Annotated in this window: 25 protein-coding genes; 11 read left to right on the top strand and 14 right to left on the bottom strand. The window is 37.7% G+C overall.

Going from position 1 to position 23800, the window contains the following annotated elements; translation table 11 throughout:
* Positions 1–291 precede the first annotated feature (291 nt).
* Entirely contained in the window at positions 292–468 is a 177-nt protein-coding gene (locus AN161_RS27955) for a gamma-type small acid-soluble spore protein (protein ID WP_075807365.1), read from the bottom strand.
* A gap of 65 nt (positions 469–533) precedes the next feature.
* The gene (mutY, locus tag AN161_RS25375) at positions 534–1586 is read right to left on the bottom strand and encodes an A/G-specific adenine glycosylase (protein ID WP_053597098.1); all 1053 of its coding nucleotides are present in this window, start codon (positions 1584–1586) and stop codon (positions 534–536) included.
* 417 nt (positions 1587–2003) lie between these two features.
* Here mutY and AN161_RS25380 point away from each other — a divergent pair, with 417 nt between their 5' ends.
* Positions 2004–2990, top strand: a complete 987-nt coding sequence (locus AN161_RS25380; RefSeq protein ID WP_053597099.1) for a metal-dependent hydrolase — start codon at positions 2004–2006, stop codon at positions 2988–2990.
* A 35-nt stretch (positions 2991–3025) separates the two neighbouring features.
* Here AN161_RS25380 and AN161_RS25385 read toward each other — a convergent pair whose 3' ends face one another.
* From AN161_RS25385 to AN161_RS30010, 4 genes are read right to left on the bottom strand one after another with little or no spacing between them, the layout of a single operon-like run.
* Positions 3026–3295 (bottom strand): YfhJ family protein, encoded by a 270-nt coding sequence (locus AN161_RS25385; RefSeq protein WP_053597100.1) that lies wholly within the window; start codon positions 3293–3295, stop codon positions 3026–3028.
* A complete protein-coding gene (locus AN161_RS25390) occupies positions 3296–3625 on the bottom strand; it encodes a YfhH family protein (protein ID WP_053597101.1) in 330 nt (109 codons plus the stop codon).
* Positions 3622–4425, bottom strand: coding sequence for a recombination regulator RecX (gene recX / locus AN161_RS25395; protein WP_053597102.1), 804 nt, complete (start codon positions 4423–4425; stop codon positions 3622–3624). The genes AN161_RS25390 and recX overlap by 4 nt, the downstream gene beginning before the upstream one ends.
* A 23-nt stretch (positions 4426–4448) precedes the next feature.
* Positions 4449–4787, bottom strand: a complete 339-nt coding sequence (locus AN161_RS30010) for a hypothetical protein (protein WP_158003106.1) — start codon at positions 4785–4787, stop codon at positions 4449–4451.
* 187 nt (positions 4788–4974) lie between these two features.
* Here AN161_RS30010 and AN161_RS25405 point away from each other — a divergent pair, with 187 nt between their 5' ends.
* The 3 genes from AN161_RS25405 (at position 4975) to rlmD (ending at position 8337) form a co-directional block, all read left to right on the top strand.
* Complete coding sequence (locus AN161_RS25405) at positions 4975–5886, top strand: TIGR01777 family oxidoreductase (RefSeq protein WP_053597104.1); 912 nt, start codon at positions 4975–4977, stop codon at positions 5884–5886.
* Between the two features lie 208 nt (positions 5887–6094).
* The gene (locus AN161_RS25410; RefSeq protein WP_053597105.1) at positions 6095–6913 is read left to right on the top strand and encodes a polysaccharide deacetylase family protein; all 819 of its coding nucleotides are present in this window, start codon (positions 6095–6097) and stop codon (positions 6911–6913) included.
* A 44-nt stretch (positions 6914–6957) separates the two neighbouring features.
* Complete coding sequence (gene rlmD / locus AN161_RS25415; protein ID WP_053597138.1) at positions 6958–8337, top strand: 23S rRNA (uracil(1939)-C(5))-methyltransferase RlmD; 1380 nt, start codon at positions 6958–6960, stop codon at positions 8335–8337.
* A gap of 450 nt (positions 8338–8787) precedes the next feature.
* On the opposite strand, the gene AN161_RS25420 is transcribed toward rlmD, so the two are convergent.
* Together AN161_RS25420 and AN161_RS25425 are read right to left on the bottom strand one after the other, a co-directional pair.
* Positions 8788–9423 carry a hypothetical protein gene (locus tag AN161_RS25420; protein ID WP_053597106.1) on the bottom strand — a complete coding sequence of 212 codons (636 nt, stop codon included), beginning with the start codon at positions 9421–9423 and terminating at the stop codon, positions 8788–8790.
* 401 nt (positions 9424–9824) lie between these two features.
* Positions 9825–11003, bottom strand: a complete 1179-nt coding sequence (locus AN161_RS25425) for an MFS transporter (RefSeq protein ID WP_053597107.1) — start codon at positions 11001–11003, stop codon at positions 9825–9827.
* A 370-nt stretch (positions 11004–11373) separates the two neighbouring features.
* On the opposite strand from AN161_RS25425, the gene AN161_RS25430 reads away from it, so the two are divergent.
* Positions 11374–11559, top strand: coding sequence for an SE1561 family protein (locus AN161_RS25430; RefSeq protein ID WP_053597108.1), 186 nt, complete (start codon positions 11374–11376; stop codon positions 11557–11559).
* A 241-nt stretch (positions 11560–11800) separates the two neighbouring features.
* On the opposite strand, the gene AN161_RS25435 is transcribed toward AN161_RS25430, so the two are convergent.
* Complete coding sequence (locus tag AN161_RS25435) at positions 11801–12601, bottom strand: YwqG family protein (protein WP_053597109.1); 801 nt, start codon at positions 12599–12601, stop codon at positions 11801–11803.
* A gap of 363 nt (positions 12602–12964) precedes the next feature.
* Here AN161_RS25435 and AN161_RS25440 point away from each other — a divergent pair, with 363 nt between their 5' ends.
* Both AN161_RS25440 and AN161_RS25445 read left to right on the top strand, forming a co-directional pair.
* Complete coding sequence (locus AN161_RS25440; protein WP_053597110.1) at positions 12965–14503, top strand: fumarate hydratase; 1539 nt, start codon at positions 12965–12967, stop codon at positions 14501–14503.
* A gap of 549 nt (positions 14504–15052) precedes the next feature.
* A complete protein-coding gene (locus AN161_RS25445; RefSeq protein ID WP_053597111.1) occupies positions 15053–16957 on the top strand; it encodes a heavy metal translocating P-type ATPase in 1905 nt (634 codons plus the stop codon).
* A gap of 54 nt (positions 16958–17011) precedes the next feature.
* Here the strand turns inward: AN161_RS25445 and AN161_RS25450 are convergent, their stop codons facing one another.
* Both AN161_RS25450 and AN161_RS25455 read right to left on the bottom strand, forming a co-directional pair.
* The gene (locus tag AN161_RS25450; protein WP_053597112.1) at positions 17012–17950 is read right to left on the bottom strand and encodes a YihY/virulence factor BrkB family protein; all 939 of its coding nucleotides are present in this window, start codon (positions 17948–17950) and stop codon (positions 17012–17014) included.
* Between the two features lie 23 nt (positions 17951–17973).
* A complete protein-coding gene (locus AN161_RS25455; protein ID WP_053597113.1) occupies positions 17974–18300 on the bottom strand; it encodes a hypothetical protein in 327 nt (108 codons plus the stop codon).
* 307 nt (positions 18301–18607) lie between these two features.
* Between AN161_RS25455 and AN161_RS25460 the strand changes: the two genes are divergently transcribed.
* Positions 18608–18829 carry a DUF1128 domain-containing protein gene (locus AN161_RS25460; RefSeq protein ID WP_053597114.1) on the top strand — a complete coding sequence of 74 codons (222 nt, stop codon included), beginning with the start codon at positions 18608–18610 and terminating at the stop codon, positions 18827–18829.
* A 108-nt stretch (positions 18830–18937) separates the two neighbouring features.
* Here the strand turns inward: AN161_RS25460 and motB are convergent, their stop codons facing one another.
* Positions 18938–19708 (bottom strand): flagellar motor protein MotB, encoded by a 771-nt coding sequence (motB, locus tag AN161_RS25465; RefSeq protein ID WP_053597115.1) that lies wholly within the window; start codon positions 19706–19708, stop codon positions 18938–18940.
* Positions 19692–20495, bottom strand: coding sequence for a flagellar motor stator protein MotA (gene motA / locus AN161_RS25470; RefSeq protein ID WP_053597116.1), 804 nt, complete (start codon positions 20493–20495; stop codon positions 19692–19694). Before motA ends, motB begins: the two co-directional genes overlap by 17 nt.
* A 189-nt stretch (positions 20496–20684) precedes the next feature.
* Here motA and AN161_RS25475 point away from each other — a divergent pair, with 189 nt between their 5' ends.
* The 3 genes from AN161_RS25475 (at position 20685) to AN161_RS25480 (ending at position 22944) form a co-directional block, all read left to right on the top strand.
* Positions 20685–21926, top strand: coding sequence for an aminopeptidase (locus AN161_RS25475; RefSeq protein WP_053597117.1), 1242 nt, complete (start codon positions 20685–20687; stop codon positions 21924–21926).
* Between the two features lie 139 nt (positions 21927–22065).
* Positions 22066–22200, top strand: coding sequence for a hypothetical protein (locus tag AN161_RS31195; protein ID WP_277815985.1), 135 nt, complete (start codon positions 22066–22068; stop codon positions 22198–22200).
* 180 nt (positions 22201–22380) lie between these two features.
* Positions 22381–22944: a carbonic anhydrase gene (locus AN161_RS25480; protein ID WP_053597118.1), complete on the top strand. Its 564-nt coding sequence runs from the start codon at positions 22381–22383 to the stop codon at positions 22942–22944.
* A gap of 49 nt (positions 22945–22993) precedes the next feature.
* Here AN161_RS25480 and AN161_RS25485 read toward each other — a convergent pair whose 3' ends face one another.
* On the bottom strand, positions 22994–23581 hold the full coding sequence (locus tag AN161_RS25485) for a GNAT family protein (RefSeq protein ID WP_053597119.1): 588 nt from the start codon (positions 23579–23581) through the stop codon (positions 22994–22996).
* Positions 23582–23800: the final 219 nt, after the last annotated feature.

A 23800-nucleotide genomic window follows, 5' to 3' on the forward strand; every position in this document is an offset into this window, starting at 1 on the left:
AATTTAATCATAACAATAACCCAAATGGAATTTTTTGTTTATTTCTTTATTTGAGCCGGGTGACTTAAGCTGTTCCTCGATCTACCTGACAGTTTTTCCACTGACCTGAGCAATTTTCTTATCTACCTGAGCGGTTCCAAGCACCAGAGCAGTTTTCACGTGTACCTGAGCAATCCTTCTTCAAACCCGTGCATTTCTCTCGTCTTAAATTTAAAAAGGAGCTGCCTTTTTAATCTTATCGATTTTTAGACAGCTCCTTAGAGGTAAATGCAATTATGCAATTACAAAGTGTTATTCACCAAGGTCTTGGTTAGTTTTATTGAAGTTACCTGAAGATTGAGCTTTCTTTTGCTCTGCTTTAGCGTTTTGCTTTTGCACTTCATTAACGTCAGTTTCATAACCAAATTCTTGACTTTGACGTTGCATGTTTTTGTTTGGTTGTAAATTTTGGTTGTTTTGCTTTTTCATTATTCATTCACCTCCACGCTAATTATTGTGTACCGAGATGAATGCTTTTATGCTCATAAATTTTTTTATTTTAGACAATATGATTTCGTCTTTATTTCTTGCCATATTTTTAGCATTGGAACTGGCATTGGTAATAATTCTATCTGCTCGGGAGTCAGCCATTCGCCCTTTACTGTTGAATCACATTTCATAAAATAGCTATTTATATGCCATGTTAAATGTGAAAAAACATGTTTAAATGTTAGCAAAGCCTGCTGTGATTGAACTTTTATAGCATAGTCATTACTAAAAGTATCTATTGAATCTTTACCATGCTCAAGCATTGGAAATTGCCATAGATTAGCTAGTAAACCCTCTGCAGGACGCTTCTCCATTAAAATACGACCTTTGTCATCTTCACATACAAGAACATCATATGTAATATGCTTCATCTTTACTTTTTTAGATTTGATAGGCAGTTTTTCTGGCTCACCTTTATTAAATGCAGTACAGTATTCCCGAACTGGACATAATAAACATTTTGGTGAAGTAGGTGTACAAATAAGTGCACCAAGCTCCATTAAGCCTTGATTGAAGGATGATGCATTTTCAGGGTCTATCAGTTCTTCAACAGCCGCTTCAAAAATCTTTTTTGTCTTTGGAACTGCAATATCATCATGAATATTAAGCACACGACTTAAAACACGCATAACATTACCATCAACTGCATGTTCGGGCTTATTATAGGCAATACTTAAAATAGCTCCAGCAGTATACGGACCTACACCTTTTAATTTGGAAATCTCATGGCGATTATTGGGTACTACCCCACCGTAGTTTTCTAATACCTCGCGAACACCCGCTTGTAAGTTACGTGCGCGGGAATAATAGCCGAGGCCTTCCCAATGCTTCAATAAGTATTCTTGTGGTGCTTCCGCAAGTAATTCTAATGTTGGAAAACTTTCCATAAAACGATTGTAATAAGGAATAACTGTGTCGACACGTGTTTGCTGTAGCATCACTTCCGATACCCAAATTTGATAAGGGTCCGTAGTATGCCTCCAAGGTAAATCACGTTTCTCAACATTAAACCATTCGACTAAAGATTGTCGAAATTCTGTTACATATGGATAATTCACGGTGACCTCCAGTGTCTTTACGATTTAATTTATGGTAAAAAGGGTATACAATTAAGAAAAGATCATTTGTGTATAACGACAATAATCGTCATATTTAACTGACAATTTTCACCTATCAATTATGCCTCGGCATAATTGCGTCCGGATTCGGCTTTGTGCTTGCACAAAGAACTCCTTTCCGAATTCCGTGACATCCGCCGGAGGCTTTAACTTCTTTCAGCGGATGTTTGGACACACGCTGAAAAGTGACTTAAAATCGCATTCATCTCACCACCTATAGAGGTGGGAGACTTCTGCTGAAAGTAGTTAAATTCAGCACAAATATCTTAATAAGTAAATATCAGGTATTACGATTTATTGAAATATACATGTATGCAAATTGTACTCTATTTTTATGCATACTAGGAGTGGATATTTTTGGATTCAGGTACACATTTCGTTATGGGTATAGCCCTCGGTGGTCTTGCATTAGCTGATCCCGTTGTAGCAAGTCATTCAATGACTTTTACCGCAGTAATTGCAGGTACGATTATTGGCTCACAGGCACCTGATGTCGATACAGTTTTAAAACTACGCAACAACGCAATTTATATTCGACATCATCGCGGAATAACACATTCACTACCAGCAGTAGCGATTTGGCCCATCTTAATTACAGCAGTTTTATCATTTATTATTCAAGACGCAAATGTGTTTCATTTATGGCTTTGGACATTTTTAGCTGTAGCTATTCATGTCTTTGTTGATATCTTCAATGCTTATGGTACACAAGCAATTCGACCATTTTCTAGAAAATGGGTTGCACTTGGTGTAATAAATACATTTGATCCTATTATTTTTTCACTACATTGCCTCGGCATTTTACTTTGGGCATTTGGTGCAAATCCAGTTTGGACATTTAGCATCATGTATCTCATTATCTTCGTTTATTACGTTTTACGATTTGCTGTCCAAAAGGCTGTAAAAAAGGCTGTGCATAATACCATTCAAGATGAAGAATATGTTATTGTAGCCCCTACAATGCGGTTCTTCCACTGGCGAATTGCGGCAAAATCAAAAACGCATTATTATGTTGGTCGTGCTTATGGGCGAACTGTTAATATTTACGATAAATTCGAAATAGAACCTTTACCGAAAACACCTCTTATTGAAATAGCATTGAAAGACCCCAATCTCGCTGCATTCGTGTCGTTCTCGCCATTGTATCGTTGGGAAATTTCAGAACTAGAAAATGGCTTAACAGAGGTGAGATTAATTGATCTGCGTTACCGTAGTGATAATCGCTATCCTTTCGTTGCTGTCGCTCATTTAAACGATGACAATGAGATCATCACTTCATACACAGGCTGGATTTTTACAGAAGATAAACTCCAGAAAAAATTACAGATTGGTGCAAGTAATTAAACAGCAAACCCTGACCAACATGGGTCAGGGTTTTGTTATTGCAACATATCATCACTAGCATCAAGTAAATGTGAGTATTTTGGATTGCGTCCTGCAAATGTATGCAGTTTATCGCCATAACTGGTAATCAATTGACGCACCAAATTTTCTGTGTAATCAGCCCCACGATAGTCATAGCCAGCCTTTGCAGAAGTTGATTCAAAATCACTCCACAAAAGCTCAATCCAAACTCGTGCACGTCCAGTTGACATCTGTGGGTTTTTTGCAAGTAACTCGGCTGTTAGTTTTTCAATTTTTTCATCCATTTATTTGCCAACCTTTACAGGAGATAGTATCGAAACAGGAAGAGCTTCTTGGTATTTTTCGCCCCCTAAGCGATGTCCCCAAGCAAAGCGTCCTTTTAAATAATCCACTTGGAAAAATTCATTTTCAGAGCCATCTATACGATACATTTCTCCAGGAGTTATTGTATCTAAATCCACTAAATAGGCGGCTGCCATTAAAGCCTTCCGCTCATACACTGCGAATTCATTGATGATTCCTAGCTGCTCCGCCTTACGCGCCTTCTCCTTTAGCATAGCTATTTCTTCACGTAATTCATGCTCTGACATTACAGCATAATTTTTTTCGTTCATTCCTCATTCTCCTTCTCTTCTATAAAACGATCTATAACCTCTATAGGAAAACCCTTTTGATAGAGCGCCTGTTTTATTTTCATTTTCAATTCATAACCAGTATACTTCGATGAGTACTTTTTCCAAACTTTTTCGCCTTGTACATCCAGTAACTGTTGCCATTCATCTTCATCTTGCTCAATCTCTACTTGGCCCAGTACATCGTCTACAACACTAAAAGAGTAACCCTTTCGCATTAGAAAATCTTGAATTTTAGTTTTTATTTGTGTTGGTGTTTTCTTTTTCTCTGATCGAACAACCTTTTCAGCCAGCTGTACCGCAAGTTTTACCTGCTCCTCATGACTATAGGTAGCAAGCACCTCATCCTGTAAGCTTTTATCAATTCCTTTTTTCATGAGATCTTGTCTAATCGCTTTGGGTCCCTTTTTCATCGTTGCTTTTTTCGTATTGAGTAATGCCTTGGAATAAGTTTCATCATTTAAAAAGCCATATGATTTCAGCTTTTGTATAGCCTCTAAAATAACTGCTTCCCCAAATTCTAATGTAAGTAGCTTTTTCTTTACCTCATGCTCACTCCGCATTTGATAGGACAAAAAATTTAACCCTTTATTAAAAGCTTTTCGAATCTCATCCTCATAGGCAATTTCCTGAATATCAAATTCCTCAAGCACTTTTCCCTTCGTTAATCCAAATTGAATGAGAATTGCCTCATCCACCGGAAAAGCATACTCTTCGTTCAAATATATATTATAACGTTCTGGATTGTTTTTTTGACGTGCAATTTTCGTAATAATACGCATTCGTAACACCTCACTAATTACCATTATAACATTTTTCGTTTGTATTGCTTTTTCCCGTGGGTATTCTGTCGTTTCGCGCGGGTATTTGCTTCTCTTCCGCGGGTATTTTCACCTTTCGCGCGGGTATTTGCCTCTCTTCCGCGGGTATTTTCTCGTTTCGCGCGGGTATTTGCTTCTCTTCCGCGGGTATTTTCACCTTTCGCGCGAGTATTTGCTTCTCTTCCGCGGGTATTTTCACCTTTCGCGCGAGTATTTGCCTCTCTTCCGCGGGTATTTTCTCGTTTCGCGCGGGTATTTGCTTCTCCTCCGCGGGTATTTTCACCTTTCGCGGGTATTCGCCTCTCTTCCGCGGGTATTTTCACCTTTCGCGCGGGTATTTGCCTCTCTTCCGCGGGTATTCTCTCGTTTCGCGCGGGTATTTTCCCGTTCGCGAGTATTCTCTCGTCCCGCGCAGGTATTACTTCAGGGAGCCTACATTTGTAAATGAATAGGTGGTAAACTTGCTCATAGAGAATTGTTTAATTTGCTTTGAAAAGAGGAGGGGTTCTTATGAAAATCGTTATTGCAGGTGGTACTGGTTTTGTAGGGAAAGCTCTAACAAAGCTGTTGCAGGAAAAAAGACATGAGATCATCATTTTAACACGGAACAAATCAGGTCGAGTAAACGATATTCAATATGTACAATGGCTACAACACGGAGCACGACCTGAACAGTTGTTAGATGCAGTCGATGCATTTGTTAATTTAGCAGGGATTTCTTTAAATAATGGACGTTGGACACAAAAACAAAAGAAAGCCATTTATACAAGTCGCATGGATGCAACACTTGAAATAATACGTATTATGGAGCACCTTACCTCAAAGCCAAAAGTACTTGTCAATGCAAGTGCAGTCGGGATTTATCCCACTTCTACAACGGATATTTATACCGAAGATTCCACAGACTATGCAACTGATTTTTTAGGCACGACAGTTCAGGATTGGGAACGCCATGCAAAACGTGCTGAGAAATTAGGGGTTCGAGTTGCCCTTGCTCGTTTTGGTGTTATTTTAGGTCGTAATAGTGGCGCACTTCCTTCAATGTTACTACCATATAAATTGCATATCGGAGGCACAATAGGTTCAGGTGAACAATGGCTTTCATGGGTCCATGTGGAGGACGTAGCACGAGCTATATATTTCGCAATGACGAATGATGATATGAAAGGCCCTTTTAATGTTACTGCTCCTAACGCAACACGCATGAAGGATTTCGGAAAAGCAATTGCAAATGTAATGGGAAGACGTCATTGGATGCCTGTACCAAGTGTTGCAATGCGTTTAGCACTAGGTGAACAAAGCATGCTTGTATTAGAAGGTCAGCATGTACTACCTACTGTTTTAGAAAAACATCATTTTACATTTAAGTTTCCTCATTTAAAAGAAGCACTTAAAGATTTATCCCACATTAACGGGCAGTAATTTATCTGTACCGAAAGTGAAGCATCAGGTACAAGACTCCCAACTAAAAATTCAGCGAAAAGATTAACTGCCCGTAAAAATCCGATTGGTGAAGACTAATAATCAGTGAGGATAAAGAAAACCCCACTGATTAAAGTTTGTAGAAAATCTAATAGGATAATTTTTTGAAAAATAACGCATCCTAATGAAAAAGAAAGGATGCGTTTTTATGTGGAAACAGCATATAGTAGGAGCGGTCATCGCTACTTTTATTATTGCCGCGGCAATTAGCTTTAATCCATATTCGGCTTCTGGCTCTGATGAATATAACTGGGGCTTTAAACGAGCGAAAAACGGTGAACAAGCAGAAGCTGGGGCACAGCTTGATCAAGTAGTTGAGAAATATGGTGCAATTTATAAAGGAAAGCCTGATAAAAAAGTTGCTTATTTAACCTTTGATAACGGATATGAAAATGGGTTTACGGAAAGTATTTTGGATACTTTGAAGAAGGAAAATGCACCAGCTACCTTCTTTTTAACTGGTCATTATTTAGAGAGTGCCCCTGATTTAGTAAAACGCATGGTTAAAGATGGCCATACGATTGGCAATCATTCATATGGGCACCCAAATATGGCGAGACTAACGCCAGATGGTATGCGTGCAGAATGGAAAAAACTAGATGATAAGTTACGTGAATTGACAGGTATTGAACATACAACATATGCTCGCCCACCTGAAGGGACATTTAATGCGAAATTATTAGAGGTAGGAAATGCTGAAGGCTATCGTCATATTTTTTGGTCTGTTGCCTTTAAGGATTGGGTAAGGGATCAACGTCGTGGCGCAGATTATGCGTATAATGCGCTGATGGAACAGCTTCACCCTGGCGCTGTTATTTTAATGCATACAGTTGCACAAGATAATGCAGAAGCACTCCCTATGTTTATTGCTGAAGCGAAAAAACAAGGCTATACATTTTTATCCCTTGACGATTTAGTTTTAGAATATGAAGATTTTCCTGTCGCTTTGCAATCATCTACTCCTTAGTTATAATGGGGAGATGATATTAAAAGAACAGGGACGTGGAACGCTTGACACAGCAAACAACAATGGAAGTAGGACAAAAATTTCCTCTAACAATAAAAAGACTTGGTATTAATGGTGAAGGTGTAGGCTTTTATAAGCGTAATGTCGTATTCGTAAAGGGCGCCATTCCTGGTGAAGAAATTACAGCACAAGTGACTAAAACACAGCGAAACTTTGCCGAAGCGGAAATATTAAACATTCGCAAAGCTTCACAACATCGTCAGGAAGCCCCTTGCCCAGTTTACAACGAATGTGGCGGCTGTCAGCTTCAGCATATGACCTATGAAAAACAGCTAATTGAAAAGCGTGATATCGTTATTCAAGCATTAGAACGTTATGCCAAGCCTTTAGCTAACGGAGTTGAAGTTCGCAAAACTCTAGGAATGGATAATCCATGGAATTATCGTAACAAAAGCCAGTTTCAAGTACGCAAAGAAGGTAAGCGGGTCTATGCAGGGCTATTTGCAGAAGGTAGTAACAAGTTACTGAACATCAATGATTGCCTTGTCCAACATCCGATTACATCAAAAATTACAGTGGCAACACGTAAAATTTTACAAAAACTAAATATTACTATTTACGATGGTCGTACGCTTGATGGCTTAGTACGTACGATTGTTGTACGTACAGGGATTCGTACTGGTGAAACACAAGTTGTGCTCGTAACAACACGTAAAGAAATTCCTCATCTAGCTGAGCTCGTTGCACGTATTAAAAAAATCGACCCAAGCATCGTATCGATCGCTCAAAATATTAACCGTGAGAAAACATCATTAATCTTTGGTGACGAAACAATTGTCCTCGACGGCAAAGAAACGATTCACGAAGAGCTTGGCGAATTAGCCTTTGATTTATCAGCTCGTGCCTTTTTCCAACTGAATCCAACACAAACCGTTCATCTCTATGATGAAATCAAAAAAGCCGCAGCATTAACAGGCAAGGAAACAGTTGTTGATGCTTACTGCGGTGTTGGGACAATCGGTTTATGGCTAGCTGACAAAGCGAAAGAAGTTCGGGGAATGGATGTTATTCCAGAAAGCATTCAAGATGCACGTAAAAATGCACGTAACCATGGCTTCAAACATACAAAATACGCAGTCGGCACAGCAGAAAGTGTCTTAGCAAAATGGCGCAAGGAAGGATTTACACCAGATGTTATTACGGTAGATCCACCACGCACAGGTCTAGCACCAGAGTTTATCCGCACTGTGTTGAAGCTAAAACCGAAGCGCTTTGTCTATACGTCTTGTAATCCTTCAACATTAGCGAAGGATTTAAATGAATTATCGAAGTTTTATGATGTAGAGTATATTCAGCCCTTGGATATGTTTGCACAGACGGCGCAAGTGGAGTGCGTTGCGAAGCTTGTGTTGAAGAATAAATAATGATGAAGAAGGACGCCTTGAGAATTCTCGAGGTGTCCTTTCCTTTTACAATCGTTTTTATTTCCTCATTCATTTCATACGTAAACCAATGAGTTTTTACAGAAGTAAAACAGGCGTCTCCTAAAATTAAGAGACGCCTGTTTGTATATTATTTTTCTATGTAATGCACAGCTCCAGCTGCCTGGTGGATGACGGACGGTCCAGAAAAATCAACACCTTAACCAGTTGCCCAGGATTTAAAAGATTTTTATACTTTAAGTTTTTAGCTTTAATACGAAAGAACTTTGACACGTAAACTTTGGACTTTTACCTTTAACCTTTGAGCTTTCAACTCAGTTTGTTTTAAAGTATCCATTGTAGTAAGGCATGTTTAAGGTTTTAACTCGCACACATGCCTTGAAGCGCGAGCGACCTTTCGTTTTCCGTTTTCGCTAGGCCATGCATATTTAGTTATGCTTGCACTTCAATAAATGTTGTTGCGTTTGATTCGGATAATACAGCGTCAACCTCAGATTCGAATTCTTCAATTCGATTACTTAACGCTTCAATTTTCTTTTTAACATTCATTGGATCAATTAACTCGTACTCGTTTCTTTTCATAAATGTGTCCGTATGTAATTTTACTTCTTCTGGAGATTGTTTATCTTTATTTCCTAATATATTAACTAAATACGTTTCTAGCTTTGCTGGCAACGCATCATTTTCTTTTGCAACCGTATTTACAGCTGAACGATTTTGCTGTTGCATAACTTCTAACAGCTTCTTTTCATATTGAATGGACTGTTTACGTTCAATCGCCTCAGCTACAGTCATCTCTTCTTTTCCCACTATCACTTTTGTTATAGCATTGGACTCCACAACTAGCGCCTTAATTCGGTTGCGATAGTCAATTAAGCTAACTACTTTATCGTATGAGGCTTGCATTTGCTTTTCATATTCTTGAATCTCTACACCATTAATTTTGCTATTGCTTTTACGATTAGCTAACACTGAACTAACTTCATTCGTTGCTGCTTCAATGCGATGATTTAGCATCTTTAGTTCTGTTAATGCACGGTGAATCGATAATTTTTTATATTCAGTCATGATTTAATCTCCTCATAATAATTAGTCATCTAAGCAAGTGTTCTTCTATTATATATTGATAGAAATTCAAAGTCCAAATATTACCTATCCTCTAATATCATTTGATTTTATGAATGCTTGTCTGTATAATATAATTCTAGGTGCCAAACCTATGTGACTTGGACGGAACATCCTTGTCACGCAAAGAACGCCATAACAGCACGGATTTGCTGGGCGTTTTTTTGTTTTATGAGCGGGAAGATGAGCCCCGCTCTTTTATTTTGCCTAAAATTTCACATTATGTAAAAGCTGAGCAATTCACTCGAGCAATAACTTCCCCTACCTGATTCAATCTTCTCTATACCCAAACGATTGACGCTCTTCCGTCCGCTTCAAGGATGATTTCCAAAAGACAAAGCCTCTTACATCGACACTAGTCGCTTATTTTTATTTCGTCCAAATACTAACAAAACAATAGCTACAGCTAGCAAAAGCATCGCTACTAATAAAAGGAAGCTGTACTTTACATATTCTAAATAAACGCCACCTAAAAATGGCCCTGTTAAGCTACCGATACTAAGGGCAATGCCGCAAAGCAGATTTCCTGTTGGCAGTAGCTCTTTTGGTGTTAAATCTGCCATATAGGTAATACCTAATGAAAACATCGAACCGACTAATGCACCTGTAAAGAAAAATGCTACGGCTACTGCCATTTGAGAATGCTCTAAAAAACTGGCAATCCCCAAAATAATAGCCCCTCCAAACGAGCCGATCATCAAGACATAACGTCGTCCTATTTTATCTGCTATTGCACCAAGCGGCACCTGCGTTAAAATCCCACCAAATGTAAAGACTGATAACATAATCGGAATCATATTCACGTCAAAATCTTTACGTAAAGCATAAACTGGGAACAAAGCATTTAAAGCAGATTCTAAAAATCCATAAGCAAACGGGCCTAAAAATGCGATCCATCCAAATGCAATGGCTATTTTATAACGATGCCAGCCTCTTGCATGTAAGTCTCTCGTTAAACGTTCTGGTTTTTCATTTTGTAAAAAGAATACAAAAGCCCATGCAAATAAACACATAGCTGATGACACAATAAACGGTAATGCTTCTGTAACTTGTATAAGTTTCACCATTAAAGGTCCGACTGCAAAGCCTGTACTAAAGGACAAGCCGTAAATGGCCATACCCTTTCCTAAGCTTTTATGATCTGTGGTGCTTGTAATCCACGTTTGTGTTGCAAAGTGTAATGCATGATCTCCTACTCCAATGAGTAAGCGAAGGACAAACCAGAAAGTCACACTTTTCCATAAAGGAAATATTAGCAGTGAAGCAAACACAAGTGCACCGCCAATTAAAATAATCGGTTTATAGCCCCATTTTCGTAATGGCTGCTCGATAAATGGGGAGATTAATAAAGTTCCTATGTATAGACCTGTTGCATTCAATCCGTTCAACGCGGAAGATACCCCATCACGTTCGAAAATAATTGAAATTAGCGGTAAAAGCATCCCTTGTGAAAAGCCTGAAATAGACACAATTAACACTAGAATGGCAAATCTTTTTTTGCTGTAATCTGAGAAGTATGTCATCTTTTCCTCCAACATCAAGTCATTCTTCCAAATAACAGCATACCAAAAAGCCTTAGCGCTCACCACATGTGATTTTACGCTAAGGCCTAACTAACACTTATCTCCATTTAATTGTATAAACACGAATTTCGGCTTTTACATTGGCCGAGTACTTGTTTAAACTCCCTCCTTTTCGAGTTAGAGTTTTTTTGGATTTTTTAAATCAACTCCTTTAACTTTTCTTAATATTAATTTAACACACACACTCAATATTGTAAATATTCCGTCTATTGATTTTTACAAAATAATCGCTAAGTCCTAGGTGTTTACCTAAGCATTGAAATTTAGTCCCAAATCAGCTACGATGGAGGGGACGAAATGAGGTGTATGTATGTCAAATCCAATCACTGATAAAAAGCAGCAAGTAAATTACTTAAAAGAGCGTCTTGAAATATTTTTAGAAGTTTTAGATGCGATTGACCCTGAAACAACTGAATTAGAGGATATTGATCGTTTAATTCAAATGATGGATGATTTAGAAGATAAAATGGAGCAATTTAACGCTCGTGAACAATAATTACTAATCAATTTCGCCTTGGCGTAATTGCGTCCGGATTTTGAATTGTGCTTGCACAATTTATTCCTATCAAAATCCGTTACATCCGCCGGAGGCTTTATCTTCATTCATCACCAACTTCTGAGGTAGAAATCTTTTGTAACTGACGCTTCGCTTTCGCACAGAAAAAATTTGTTGAATGAAGATAAAAGCAAGTGGAAGGCTCTATATCCACTTGCTTTTTTATCTTCTGTTATTTAAATTAATAGCAATCCCAATTATATAGAACTTTACTAAAATCCTTATGTTTCAGCTCATCCTCAGCGATGAAAAAGTTGCCGACCCCGACATCCCCCCACAGAATATGATCACCCACACTGTCAATTTGAAGCAACAAGATTGTTGAATCTGTATAATTACCATATGCTCGTGGATCGTCCTGAGTAAAAAATGGAGATCCTCCGATTTTATGACCTGTACTATTCAATGTCTCATAAAATGAGTCTACTAAATTATCACTTTCTTCTATAGTAGCAAGTATCTTCGAATAGGGTTTTTCACTTCTAAAATCACTCGCCGATAATGGTTCATAGCCTGCCTCAAAGAACAACGCCATTTCTTTTTCCACTGGAAAGTATAATTCTTCTTCTTTCGCTTCAACAAATGAAAAGTCTCGTACTAATTGTGACTCGTCACTAACAATATGTTCGTGGAAAATAACGCGGAAGCCCTCCTGATTTTGACCATTATCAAAGTCCATCCCTAATACATCGTCATAGCCATTAATATAAAACTGTAAAATCCCCTCTTCAGGGAAATTTGGTAAATGCTTAGGTACATCTGCAAAATTAATTTGTGCTAGTAATTTTAATGGTTGCCCTTCAGGACTTTTCGGGTACTCCATTGACAACGGAAAATATGGATCGCCTGCAAATTTACTTTCAAATAAAGATGTTTTTCGTTCTTCCGTTTCAACAAATACAGTAGGCTGTATCGTTTCTTCTATTACTGTCCTATATTGTTCAAATGCTTCAGGTAAATTAAGTAACTTTTTATCAGACATATTTTACCTCCTAAAGTAAATATTCAAGTTCATTATAGAACAAACGTTCCTTATTAACAATCTTTATTTCAACGAAATTTTAGTTTCTAAATAAGGCTAGTACCAACTCGTTCAATATATATATGATTAGGTAAGTATTTATATATCGATTAGGTTCACAGGAGATCTGATCGGGTTGGCTCAAAATACGATCAGCTACATGATCAATCAAACTAAAATTACATAATTTCACATTTAAATTACCTCTTTTTGAGAATAGATCGTTAATTCCGACCACAATGAGTTGAACTCTTTTTTTCATTAGTTGAAAAGAGTATAATGTAACGTGGAAATAATCAAATTTTCTATGGGGGGCAATACCAAATGAATATACAAACTTTGGAGAAAAGTCTTTACAATTTAATTACAGAAACATCTACAAACTTACCTAAAGATGTACGTCGTGCTATTAAAAAGGCGAAAGAAGCTGAAAACGCTGGTACTCGAGCTGCAATGAGCTTAGACACAATCTCAAATAATATCATTATGGCAGAAGATAATGTGTCACCAATCTGTCAAGATACTGGTCTACCAACATTCAAAATTTATACTCCTGTTGGTGTAAACCAATTAGAAATTAAAGAAGCTATTAAAAAAGCTATTGTCGAAACTTCTGCAGATGCAAAATTGCGTCCAAATGCGGTTGATTCATTAACAGGCGCAAACAGCGGTAATAACCTAGGTGACGGTCTACCTGTTATGAAATTCGAACAATGGGAAAACGACTACATTACAATTAAATTAATCCTTAAAGGTGGCGGCTGTGAAAACAAAAACATCCAGTATAGCCTACCATGTGAAATTGATGGTCTTGGTCGCGCTGGTCGTGATTTAGATGGTATCCGTAAATGTATCCTTCACTCAGTATACCAAGCACAAGGACAAGGCTGTTCAGCTGGTTTCATCGGTGTAGGTATCGGTGGCGATCGCTCTTCTGGCTACGACTTGGCGAAAGAACAGTTATTCCGTCATGTGGAAGATACAAATCCAAATTCTGATCTTGCTAAATTAGAAGAATATGTAGTGAAAACTGCAAACACATTTGGTATTGGTACAATGGGCTTCGGTGGTGAAGCAACATTACTTGGCTGTAAAATTGGTGTTATGCACCGTATCCCTGCATCATTCTACGTATCAGTAGCTTATAACTGCTGGGCATACCGTCGTATGGCTGTGGACATCAATCCTCAAACTGGCGAAATTATTAACTGGCATTATCAAGAAGGCGAAAAAATTACATTTAAAGAAGATGAAGTTGCAGCAACAACAGAAGATACTACTACAGATGTAGTGGAACTTACTGCACCAATTACTGAAGAACAAATTCGTGCTCTAAAAGTTGGTGACGTTGTTTCGATTACTGGTCGTATGTATACTGGTCGTGACGCAATTCACCATCATTTAATGAGCCACGATGCTCCAGTTGATCTTAATGGACAAGTTATTTATCACTGTGGCCCTGTAATGGCAAAAGATGCAGAAGGCAACTGGACAGTAAAAGCAGCTGGTCCAACTACTTCTATTCGTGAGGAGCCATATCAAGGTGACATCATGAAAAAATTCGGTATCCGTGCTGTAATTGGTAAAGGCGGTATGGGACCAAAAACTCTTGCTGCATTAGAAGAGCACGGTGGCGTTTACTTAAATGCAATCGGTGGTGCTGCACAATACTACGCTGACTGCATTAAAGGTGTAGATGGTGTTGACCTAATGGAATTCGGTGTTCCAGAAGCAATGTGGCACTTAAACGTTGAGAAGTTCACAGCTGTTGTAACAATGGATTCTCACGGTAATTCTCTACACGCAGACGTAGATAAATCATCCCTAGAAAAACTTGCGCTACATGCAGAGCGTGTTTTCTAATAGGAAAAATTTCTTTTATAAAACGTTACTTTGATGAGTAGTAATTGTTTTTTAATCTGTGGCGAAAGCATAGCGGTAGCCACACTGCAAAAACGAATTTATAACTTAATAATTTATGGCTCATCACCAAAAGTTGGAGATGACATTTTATAAAATGTATGCCATGTTGAGTGAAGGCTGGGCGGAACAGAAATCGACCCACGTATTGTGATGAGCCTAAATATTTATGCAGTAATTCCTAAAGTTAAGGGCATTTGCACTGCACAAATTTGAAAAGCACAGAATATTCCTATGGATATCTGTGCTTTTTCTTATGTTCAAAATTATTTCAAAAAACCTCATAATCACCTCAATCTCAATCTAGGACTACTTTTATCCCCTTCCTTAAAAATTCCTTCAAATTTCTTACTTTCTTTTTTAAAACACCTTTGTTATAATGATTCTAAACTAGAAAGGAGTTAGTTGAAAGCTATTTTCAATTAGACATTGTTTATATATATTGTATTATAAGGGTTTTGATATTGATTTTCATTATCAAGGGGGATAAAGATGGAACGCTCTAATCGAGAAAATATTAATTTAATTGAGAAAACAAAAGAACACGCTGAATTAATCGCTGCCCTTTTAGCAGGTTTGTTCATTTTACTCGCATGGCGTTTAGATACTAGCGGGCAAACAACAGCATCCGTTCTTTTATATATTGTGGCATTTTGCGTTGGTGGATTTGCTAAAGCAAAAGAAGGTATTGAAGAAACCATTGAAAATAAAGAGCTTAATGTTGAACTATTGATGGTATTAGCTGCAATTGGTTCCGCTGCAATCGGTTATTGGACGGAGGGTGCTATTCTTATTTTCATTTTTGCTGTAAGTGGTGCTCTTGAAACATACGCAATGAATAAAAGTCATCGTGAAATTTCTGCGCTCATGAATTTACAACCTGAAGAGGCTTGGCTTGTTCGTGGTGGCTTTGAACCAATGAAAGTTTCTGTCTCTACATTACAAATCGGAGATCATCTGTTTATAAAACCCGGTGAACGTGTACCAGCAGACGGTGTAATCTTTAAAGGACAGTCTTCTATCGATGAATCTGCAATTAGCGGTGAGCCGCTTCCAGTGGCAAAACGTGAAGGCGACGAGGTATTTGCAGGTACAGTGAACTTAAATGGTGCCATTACGATGGAAATGACTAAGCCGAACTCTGAAACACTATTCCAAAAAATTATTACACTTGTCCAAAATGCACAAAGTGAAAAATCACCTTCTCAACAGTTCATAGAAAAATTCGAAGGTACGTATGTGAAATTTGTGCTACTTACTGTTGCTCTAATGATGTTCCTACCTCATTTTGTACTCGGTTGGGACTGGACAACAACTTTCTATCGAGCAATGGTGCTCCTAGTAGTTGCTTCTCCATGCGCACTTGTTGCATCCATTATGCCAGCAACTCTTGCAGCAATTTCAAATGGTGCAAAAAACGGTGTGCTATTTAAAGGAGGCTTACATTTAGAGCATTTAGGTGCTTTACGTGCACTAGCAGTCGATAAAACAGGTACTTTAACACAAGGAAAACCCGTCGTGACTGATTTTATTGTTCATGAGGAAAAAGATCGAGAAATGGCGTTGGCAATCCTAGCTGGTATTGAATCACAATCGAATCATCCGCTTGCACAAGCAATTACTTCATATGCTAAGGCTGAAGGTCTAACAAAGTTCCCACATGCATCCATTCAAGATATCCCTGGCTGGGGCATAAAAGGTTATGTAGATGATATGGAGTATCAAGTAGGGAAACCCGATTTTGTAGGTGCAGAGGAAGCTGATAATTTTGCAGATGGTGTAGCGACAAAGCTAGCAGCAGAAGGCAAAACAGTTATTTTCATTCGTGACAAGGACGGCATTGTCGCATTAGCAGCCTTAAAGGATACCGTTCGCAATGAAGCAAAAAAAGCAGTATCATTACTAAAAGAGCTAGGCATCGATGTCGTCATGCTAACGGGTGATAACGAGAAGACAGCGAAGGTAATTGCCAAGGAAGCAGGCGTGACAGAATACGTTGCTGAATGTCTCCCTGAAACAAAAGTGACTGAGATGAAACGACTTCTTACTCAACATAAATATGTAGGGATGGTCGGAGACGGTATTAATGATGCACCTGCATTAGCAACTGCCACTACTGGAATTGCTATGGGAGAAGGAACAGATGTGGCTCTGGAAACAGCAGATGTCGTTTTAATGAAAAATGACTTATCAAAAATTGCCTATGCAGTACGTTTATCACGTAAAATGCAACGCATCGTCAAACAAAACGTCTTCTTCTCTATCAGCATTATCGTTTTATTAATCGCTTCAAACTTCTTACAGATTGTCGATTTACCTCTAGGTGTAATTGGACATGAGGGAAGCACCATTTTAGTTATTTTAAACGGCTTACGTATGCTTAATAAAAACGTATAAACAAACAGCCTCGCATCACAAATCGTGATGGCGAGGCTGTTTGTTTCAATATTGCTAACTATTTGCTAGTGTATTTTGCTTAATACGTTCTTTTTGCAAAGCCTTCTTCTGCATTGTTGCATTTAAAACGCCACCAAAAATTAATATAATCCCCGTGAAATATAGCCAAAGCATTAAAATAATAACCCCACCGATACTGCCATATGTAGCTGAATAATTTGCGAAATTACTAATATAAAAAGAAAAAACATATGTTGCAGCCAGCCAGGCTAGAGTTGAAAACAATGCCCCTGGCCAAACTCTCATTAACTTCAAACGAGGATTTGTATTTGGAACAAATCTATATATCCCCATTAAAACTATAAAAATAAGTAGTGGTGGCATCGACCAACGCATTCTATGCCAGATTATTTCAAACTGCTCTTCAATGCCAACAATCGAAAATAAAAAATGTCCGACTTGTTGCCCAAAAACCGGTAAAAGTAGAGCGACAGCAATAACAATAACAAATGCTATGGTGAAAACAAGGGACAACCCTCGATCTAATATACTTCCCCTAGTCTCTGTATCATAGGCCTTATTTAGGGCTCTAATCAACGCATTAATTCCTTTGGAAGCAGACCATATTGTTCCAAGCACCCCGATAGATAATAAACTACTATTACGGATTGTTAAAATTTCATTTAGTGTATTTTCAATAAGCCTATATACCTCATCCGGCATAATATTTACTAGAAATGAATACACTTGCGTCGTCTCTAAATTCAGATATGGTAGTAATGTGACTAGGAAAATTAGTAGTGGGAAAAAAGATAGTAAAAAGAAATAAGCTAACTGTGCGGCAAGAGCTGATATATCTACTCGCTGTATGCGTAGTATTAAATCTTGCATAAAGCCCTTTGATGTCATCAAATCTACAGCGTCTTCTTCTGGTGAGACAAATGATTTCACCACACCGACTGCTGTCTGTATCGATGCTTTTTTCTTTTCCATACAAATTCCCTCCTGTACAACAACTATTCTTTATTAGGTAAAGAAAAGGCTGATTTTGTGTCATTAATCATGCCTTCGATTGTGGAAGGTAATTCTTTAAATTCATCAACTTTTTCAACGATTGTGTTGACATTTTCTGTTACACTTTCACACAGCACTTTAGTGGCCAATACTTTTTCCTCAACTAGTACTTGTAATTCCTCTCGATTGGATGCATAAAACGAGATTGCTTCTTTCATCTTTTTCGTTGTAGCTATTGTTTTTTCACGCGTTGTACGGTCAAACATGCTTAGTGCAGCACCAACTGTGGCACCAACTACGATGGATGCTAATAATTTACTTTGTCCCATATTAAATACCCCCTGCTTGGTAAATGTATATTCCTTTAAGATAATTAAGATTCATCGCCAAAAATTAGGGATGATTTTGTTAAAACGCATGCCATATATATAAGTTGATTTACGTTCCGACTGGACGCGCCCAGTCGGAATGGAAATCAACTACACGTTATGGTGATGAACCATAATTAAACTACTTACTGCCCTTATTCTACCCAATAACAGTCTATTTTTAAAGCAATGCCCAAATACAGTGTTGACATTTTTTTTATTCAATGAAATGATATGTGCGAGGATTACGAAAGGTAGGCTTAAATAAATGGATTTATCAGTACCGTCAAAAGAGAACGTTATTTATATGGTTGATCAAATGAAAGACAAGCTTCGTATGGTTAATGTTGATGCAATGAAATCGGAAAATTTCGATGAAGCTAATTACGAAGACTTAGTTTATTTATACAAAATGGTCATGAAACGCGACACATTCAGTCCAAGTGAGATGCAAGCCATCGTTGCTGAATTAGGCTCATTACGTAAATAAGAAAACATCCCTATCCAAGTTAAGTTGAAAAGATAAAAAGCTATTAGCATAAGCATTGCTAATAGCTTTTTGGTTTGAAAGGCCTCATTACTTAATATTTTAACTTATTCAGCTTTTTTTTGCAGATGAGCCGTCCTCCGTAACAAGAGGTTGAATTAACACTTCTACACGACGATTTTTAGCACGACCCTCAGGAGTGTCATTCGGAGCAATAGCTCGGTTTTCGCCATACCCTTTAGCACTAAAGTTCTCAGACTTTAATTGAGAATTACTATTCAATAGAACCATATAGAAATTTGAAGCACGCAATAATGATAACTCCAGATTTGACGAGAAATCGGGTCCTGCTGGGACATTATCTGTATGCCCTGTGATAACAATGTTACGCGGTGGATTAGATACTAATACATCCGCAAGCTCCTTCACAACTGGAGTATATTCTGGTTTAACATTTACCTTCCCTGGATCAAACAGAATACTATCACGAATTGTTACAAGTAAACCCTCATCAGTCATTGCTGTTGCAAACTGACCTTCCATCTCATTAACAGCGATAAAATTATCCACACTATCTTTAATTTCAGCCAACTCTTGCTGATCCTTTAAATACGCAGAGTTTTGCTGTGCCTGTTGTGGTGTTTGGTCACTTTCTGCATTCGGACTTTGGACCGGCGAAGGCTGCTCTAAAAAGCTTGTTCCACCATCAAATACTTGATTAAACACTGCTGACATTCTCTCTAGCTTTTCTTGGTCTACTGAACTGGATGCAAATAATATGATAAACACAGCTAATAGCAATGTTAAAATATCTGCATACGGAACTAGCCAAGACTCATCGATATGCTCATCATGCTTTTTTTTCTTAGCTTTCTTTGCCAAGGCCGCCCGCCCCGCTTTCATCCGAAATTTGACGACGCTCTTCCATTGTTAAGTAAGAAGAAAGTTTTTGTTCGATAACACGTGGCGCCTCCCCTTCTAAGACAGAAAGGATGCCTTCAATCATCATTCTTTTTTGCTTAACTTCGACAGCTGATTTACGTTTTAATTTATTTGCAAATGGATGCCATAAAACATAACCTGTAAAAATACCTAATAACGTAGCCATGAAGGCAGCTGAAATAGCGTGCCCTAGCTTTTCTATGTCATTCATATCTGCTAATGCGGCGATTAACCCTACTACCGCACCAAGTACCCCTAAAGTTGGGGCATATGTACCAGCCTGCGTAAAGATTGCAGAACCACTAGCATGACGTTCTTCCATTGCTTCGACTTCTTCTGTTAAGACATCACGAATATAATCTGCATTCTGACCATCAATTGCTAATGTAAGTCCATTCTTTAGAAATGGGTCTTCTATCTCTGAAGCTTTACTCTCAAGTGCCAAGAGACCTTCACGGCGAGCTAAATCAGCCCATTGTGAAAACATCTTAATAATCTCAATATCATCTGCTAACTTTGTTTCTTTAAAAAGAATTTTAAATAGTTTTGGTACACGCTTTAACTCCTTCATTGGGAAGGCAATTGTTACTGCGGAAATAGTACCAAAGATGATAATTAGAATGGCAGCTGGGTTATAAAATGCACTTAAGCTTACACCCTTTAGCACCATTCCTGTTAATAGCGCTATAAACGCAAGTATTAACCCTACAATCGACGATATATCCATTCTAGAACCTCCAAATTTCCTATTAAACTTTATTTCGTCCATTTTTCCATATTTTTAAATATATATTATAGTATAAATGTATTTCATAAATTTTTCGATGTAATAAATACTTTTTATTCACTTTTCGACCATATTTGATTATATTGAATTAAGAATATTACACTAAATTGTCTTTATTTGAAAGGAGTTATGAATTTGTTATTATCCTTCGACACAAAATTACTAAAATATGCCGAACTAGCTGTAAAAGTAGGAGTAAATATCCAAAATAATCAGTATCTCTATATAAGCTGTTCGACCGATAATTTAAAACTAGCGCAAATAATTACTAAAATAGCGTATCAAAATGGTGCAAAACAGGTTTTTGTCGATTTATCTGACGATGTGCTTGTTCGTACTCGCTATGAAAACGCTCCAAAAGACTCATTTGATTTCTTCCCACCATGGAAAGTTCAAGAACGCGAATGGCTAGCTGAGCAAGGGGCTGCATTTTTAAGTATCACTTCTCAGAACCCTGATTTATTAAGAGGGATTGAGCATGAGAAGATTATGACTTCCCAAAAAGCATCAGGAAAGGCACTAGCTAAATATTATGGATGGTTGCAATCAGATAAATTTAGCTGGACAGTGATTGCTGCGCCTTCCAAGGCATGGGCAGCGAAGGTATTCCCTAATTTGCCAGAGAATCAACAAATGGATGCATTGTGGGAAGCGATATTTGTCGCTACACGTACAGACCTCGAAAATCCAGTAGAAGCTTGGCAAGAGCATGATAAGGAGCTTCATAGCAAAGCTGATTATTTAAATATTAAGCAATATAAAGCGCTTCACTACACAGCGCCAGGCACGGACTTAACGATCGAATTACCTACAAAGCATGTATGGACGGGCGGTGGTAGCGTCAATACAAAAGGGCAAACATTTATGGCTAATATGCCGACTGAGGAAATCTTTACAGCACCTTTAAAAACAGGTGTAAATGGCTATGTTTCGAGCACAAAGCCTTTAAGTTATAGTGGAAACATTATTGACAATTTTAAACTTACATTTAAAGATGGTCGAATTGTTGACGTAGAAGCTGAGCAAGGACAAGAAATTTTAACATCGCTTATTGCAGCAGATGAAGGTGCACATTATCTTGGTGAAATAGCATTAGTGCCACACCAATCACCTATTTCACAGTCAGGTTTATTATTTTACAATACATTATTTGATGAAAACGCCTCTAATCATTTAGCGATAGGAAATGCCTATGCTTTTTGTATTGAGGGTGGGAAGGAAATGTCTTCTGAAGAGCTACTGAAGAATGGACTTAATCACAGCTTGACACATGTAGACTTTATGATTGGTTCTGAGCAAATGAATATAGACGGCATTACTACAGATGAACAAATAGACCCAATTTTCCGTAATGGCAACTGGGCAATTTAAGCAATTTGTTCCTACTAATATTATATTAGTCTAGGTATGTTATGGATGTCATAAATTATCCTTAGATTTTCCTAGTAACCTATTGTATAATTGCTATAGACAATATTGTAGATTATTTTAGTTGAGAGGAGCTTTTATCATGTTCATTACGACTGTACTAGGCTTTTCAGCCGTTTTACTAATTTCTCTAGCATTCTTCATCCACTACCTACAAGTTGGTTTAGATTCTAAATCTTCAGTAACTGTAGATCCAAAACCAAAAGAAGAATTTTAATCTCATTGAAAACAGCTACTAGAACGTAGCTGTTTTTTATTTATTTTCAATCATTTCGATTCGCTAAATAAATTACTAAACTTCTTTTTTTTCGTAGAAATTGCGTGAATATTGTCATTATTATTTGCATATTTAAAGTTTTGCTCTAAAATATTTCTGTAAGGAAGGGAGCAATCTTTCATGACAATGTTACAAGATATTCTTAGATTTAATGAAGATTTCGTTCAAGAAAAAAAATATGAGCCTTTTATTACAACAAAGTATCCTGATAAACGCATCGTTGTGTTATCTTGTATGGATACTCGCCTAGTAGAGCTGTTACCTAAAGCTATGAATTTACGTAATGGCGATGTAAAAATCGTTAAAAGTGCTGGGGCATTAGTTAGTCACCCTTTTGGTGCAATTATGCGTAGTTTACTTGTAGCAGTTTATGAACTACAAGCAGATGAGGTGTATGTTGTTGGACATTATGACTGCGGTATGAGTGCAGTTGATCCAGAAGCGATGCTAAGTAAAATGGTTGCTAGAGGGATTAACCCTGAAACCATCAAAATGATGGAATATTCGGGTCTTGATTTAAAAGAGTTTTTACGTGGCTTTGGTGACGTAGCAACAAGTGTAAAGAAAAGTGTCGATACAATTCGCAATCACCCGTTAATGGTTAAAGACGTGCCTGTTCATGGCTTAGTAATTGACCCAAATACAGGTCGCCTTGATTTAATCGAAGACGGTAGCAAACAATAATAATAAAGAAGTGTCTATCCGTCATTGTTTGAGAGATAGACACTTCTTTTTATTGGTCCTCTAAACGTGCATACATATAATGGTCCACCCATTGACCATTAATGTACAGAAGCTTTCTTAAAAGACCTTCACGCTGAAATCCAGACTTTTCTAAGACACGGATAGAAGCATTATTTTGTGTTGAAACATAAGCCTCTACACGATGTAATCCTACTTGCTCGAATGCAAATTTCACGACCATGTTAACTGCTTCTGTCACGATCCCTTTCCCTACGTAAATCTCATCCATCGCATAACCAACAAATGCACTAGAGTACGGTAAACGTTTTACGGCATAAAGAGCAATATGTCCTATTAGATTATTTGTACCCGGCTCAAAAATACCGAAAGTAAATTCTCTCTTTGAGTCCATTAGGTATAAGCTTTCTTGAATTTTTTTATATTGAGCATCAACTGTATAATATTCAGATCGTTGCAATGGTTCGTATGTAGACCAAAAGTATTTATTGCGACTTACGAGACCAGTTAAACTTTGTGCATCTTTTTCTTGAAATGTGCGAATGTAGCATTTTCTCCCCTGAATTGATACCACATTTCCACCCTTTTTCCTTAATAGTTTCCAAATTTTAAGCACCATTTCTCCACACTAGCCTTCCGATAATTATCAATACATTTTAATGCCTGCGTTCATTCTATCAATGGTTAACAAACAATTTGTGAATCTTCACCATAACGTGGGGTTGATTTCCGTTCCGACTGGGCGCTTTCCTGGGGGCGTCCGATGAGCCGCTGATCCCCAAGGAGTCGCCCAGTCTCCACTCCAATCAACTTATATATGGTATAAATTTCAACAAAT

The organism is Lysinibacillus sp. FJAT-14222, assembly GCF_001278875.1.
GTDB classification, from domain to species: domain Bacteria; phylum Bacillota; class Bacilli; order Bacillales_A; family Planococcaceae; genus Lysinibacillus; species Lysinibacillus agricola.

Bases quoted from the DNA above. Each gene is read 5' to 3' on its own strand.
- motA (WP_053597116.1), bottom strand. From the start codon at position 20,495: ATGGATATATCGTCGATTGTAGGGTTAATACTTGCGTTTATAGCGCTA.
- AN161_RS25455 (WP_053597113.1), bottom strand. From the start codon at position 18,300: ATGGGACAAAGTAAATTATTAGCATCCATCGTAGTTGGTGCCACAGTT.
- AN161_RS25390 (WP_053597101.1), bottom strand. From the start codon at position 3,625: ATGAACGAAAAAAATTATGCTGTAATGTCAGAGCATGAATTACGTGAA.
- AN161_RS25425 (WP_053597107.1), bottom strand. From the start codon at position 11,003: ATGACATACTTCTCAGATTACAGCAAAAAAAGATTTGCCATTCTAGTG.
- AN161_RS25440 (WP_053597110.1), top strand. From the start codon at position 12,965: ATGAATATACAAACTTTGGAGAAAAGTCTTTACAATTTAATTACAGAA.
- AN161_RS25485 (WP_053597119.1), bottom strand. From the start codon at position 23,581: ATGGTGCTTAAAATTTGGAAACTATTAAGGAAAAAGGGTGGAAATGTG.
- AN161_RS25420 (WP_053597106.1), bottom strand. From the start codon at position 9,423: ATGACTGAATATAAAAAATTATCGATTCACCGTGCATTAACAGAACTA.
- AN161_RS25435 (WP_053597109.1), bottom strand. From the start codon at position 12,601: ATGTCTGATAAAAAGTTACTTAATTTACCTGAAGCATTTGAACAATAT.
- AN161_RS31195 (WP_277815985.1), top strand. From the start codon at position 22,066: ATGTTCATTACGACTGTACTAGGCTTTTCAGCCGTTTTACTAATTTCT.
- recX (WP_053597102.1), bottom strand. From the start codon at position 4,425: ATGCGTATTATTACGAAAATTGCACGTCAAAAAAACAATCCAGAACGT.
- AN161_RS25430 (WP_053597108.1), top strand. From the start codon at position 11,374: ATGTCAAATCCAATCACTGATAAAAAGCAGCAAGTAAATTACTTAAAA.
- AN161_RS25405 (WP_053597104.1), top strand. From the start codon at position 4,975: ATGAAAATCGTTATTGCAGGTGGTACTGGTTTTGTAGGGAAAGCTCTA.
- AN161_RS25475 (WP_053597117.1), top strand. From the start codon at position 20,685: ATGAATTTGTTATTATCCTTCGACACAAAATTACTAAAATATGCCGAA.
- AN161_RS25410 (WP_053597105.1), top strand. From the start codon at position 6,095: ATGTGGAAACAGCATATAGTAGGAGCGGTCATCGCTACTTTTATTATT.
- AN161_RS27955 (WP_075807365.1), bottom strand. From the start codon at position 468: ATGAAAAAGCAAAACAACCAAAATTTACAACCAAACAAAAACATGCAA.
- AN161_RS25480 (WP_053597118.1), top strand. From the start codon at position 22,381: ATGACAATGTTACAAGATATTCTTAGATTTAATGAAGATTTCGTTCAA.
- AN161_RS25460 (WP_053597114.1), top strand. From the start codon at position 18,608: ATGGATTTATCAGTACCGTCAAAAGAGAACGTTATTTATATGGTTGAT.
- AN161_RS25450 (WP_053597112.1), bottom strand. From the start codon at position 17,950: ATGGAAAAGAAAAAAGCATCGATACAGACAGCAGTCGGTGTGGTGAAA.
- AN161_RS25445 (WP_053597111.1), top strand. From the start codon at position 15,053: ATGGAACGCTCTAATCGAGAAAATATTAATTTAATTGAGAAAACAAAA.
- AN161_RS25385 (WP_053597100.1), bottom strand. From the start codon at position 3,295: ATGGATGAAAAAATTGAAAAACTAACAGCCGAGTTACTTGCAAAAAAC.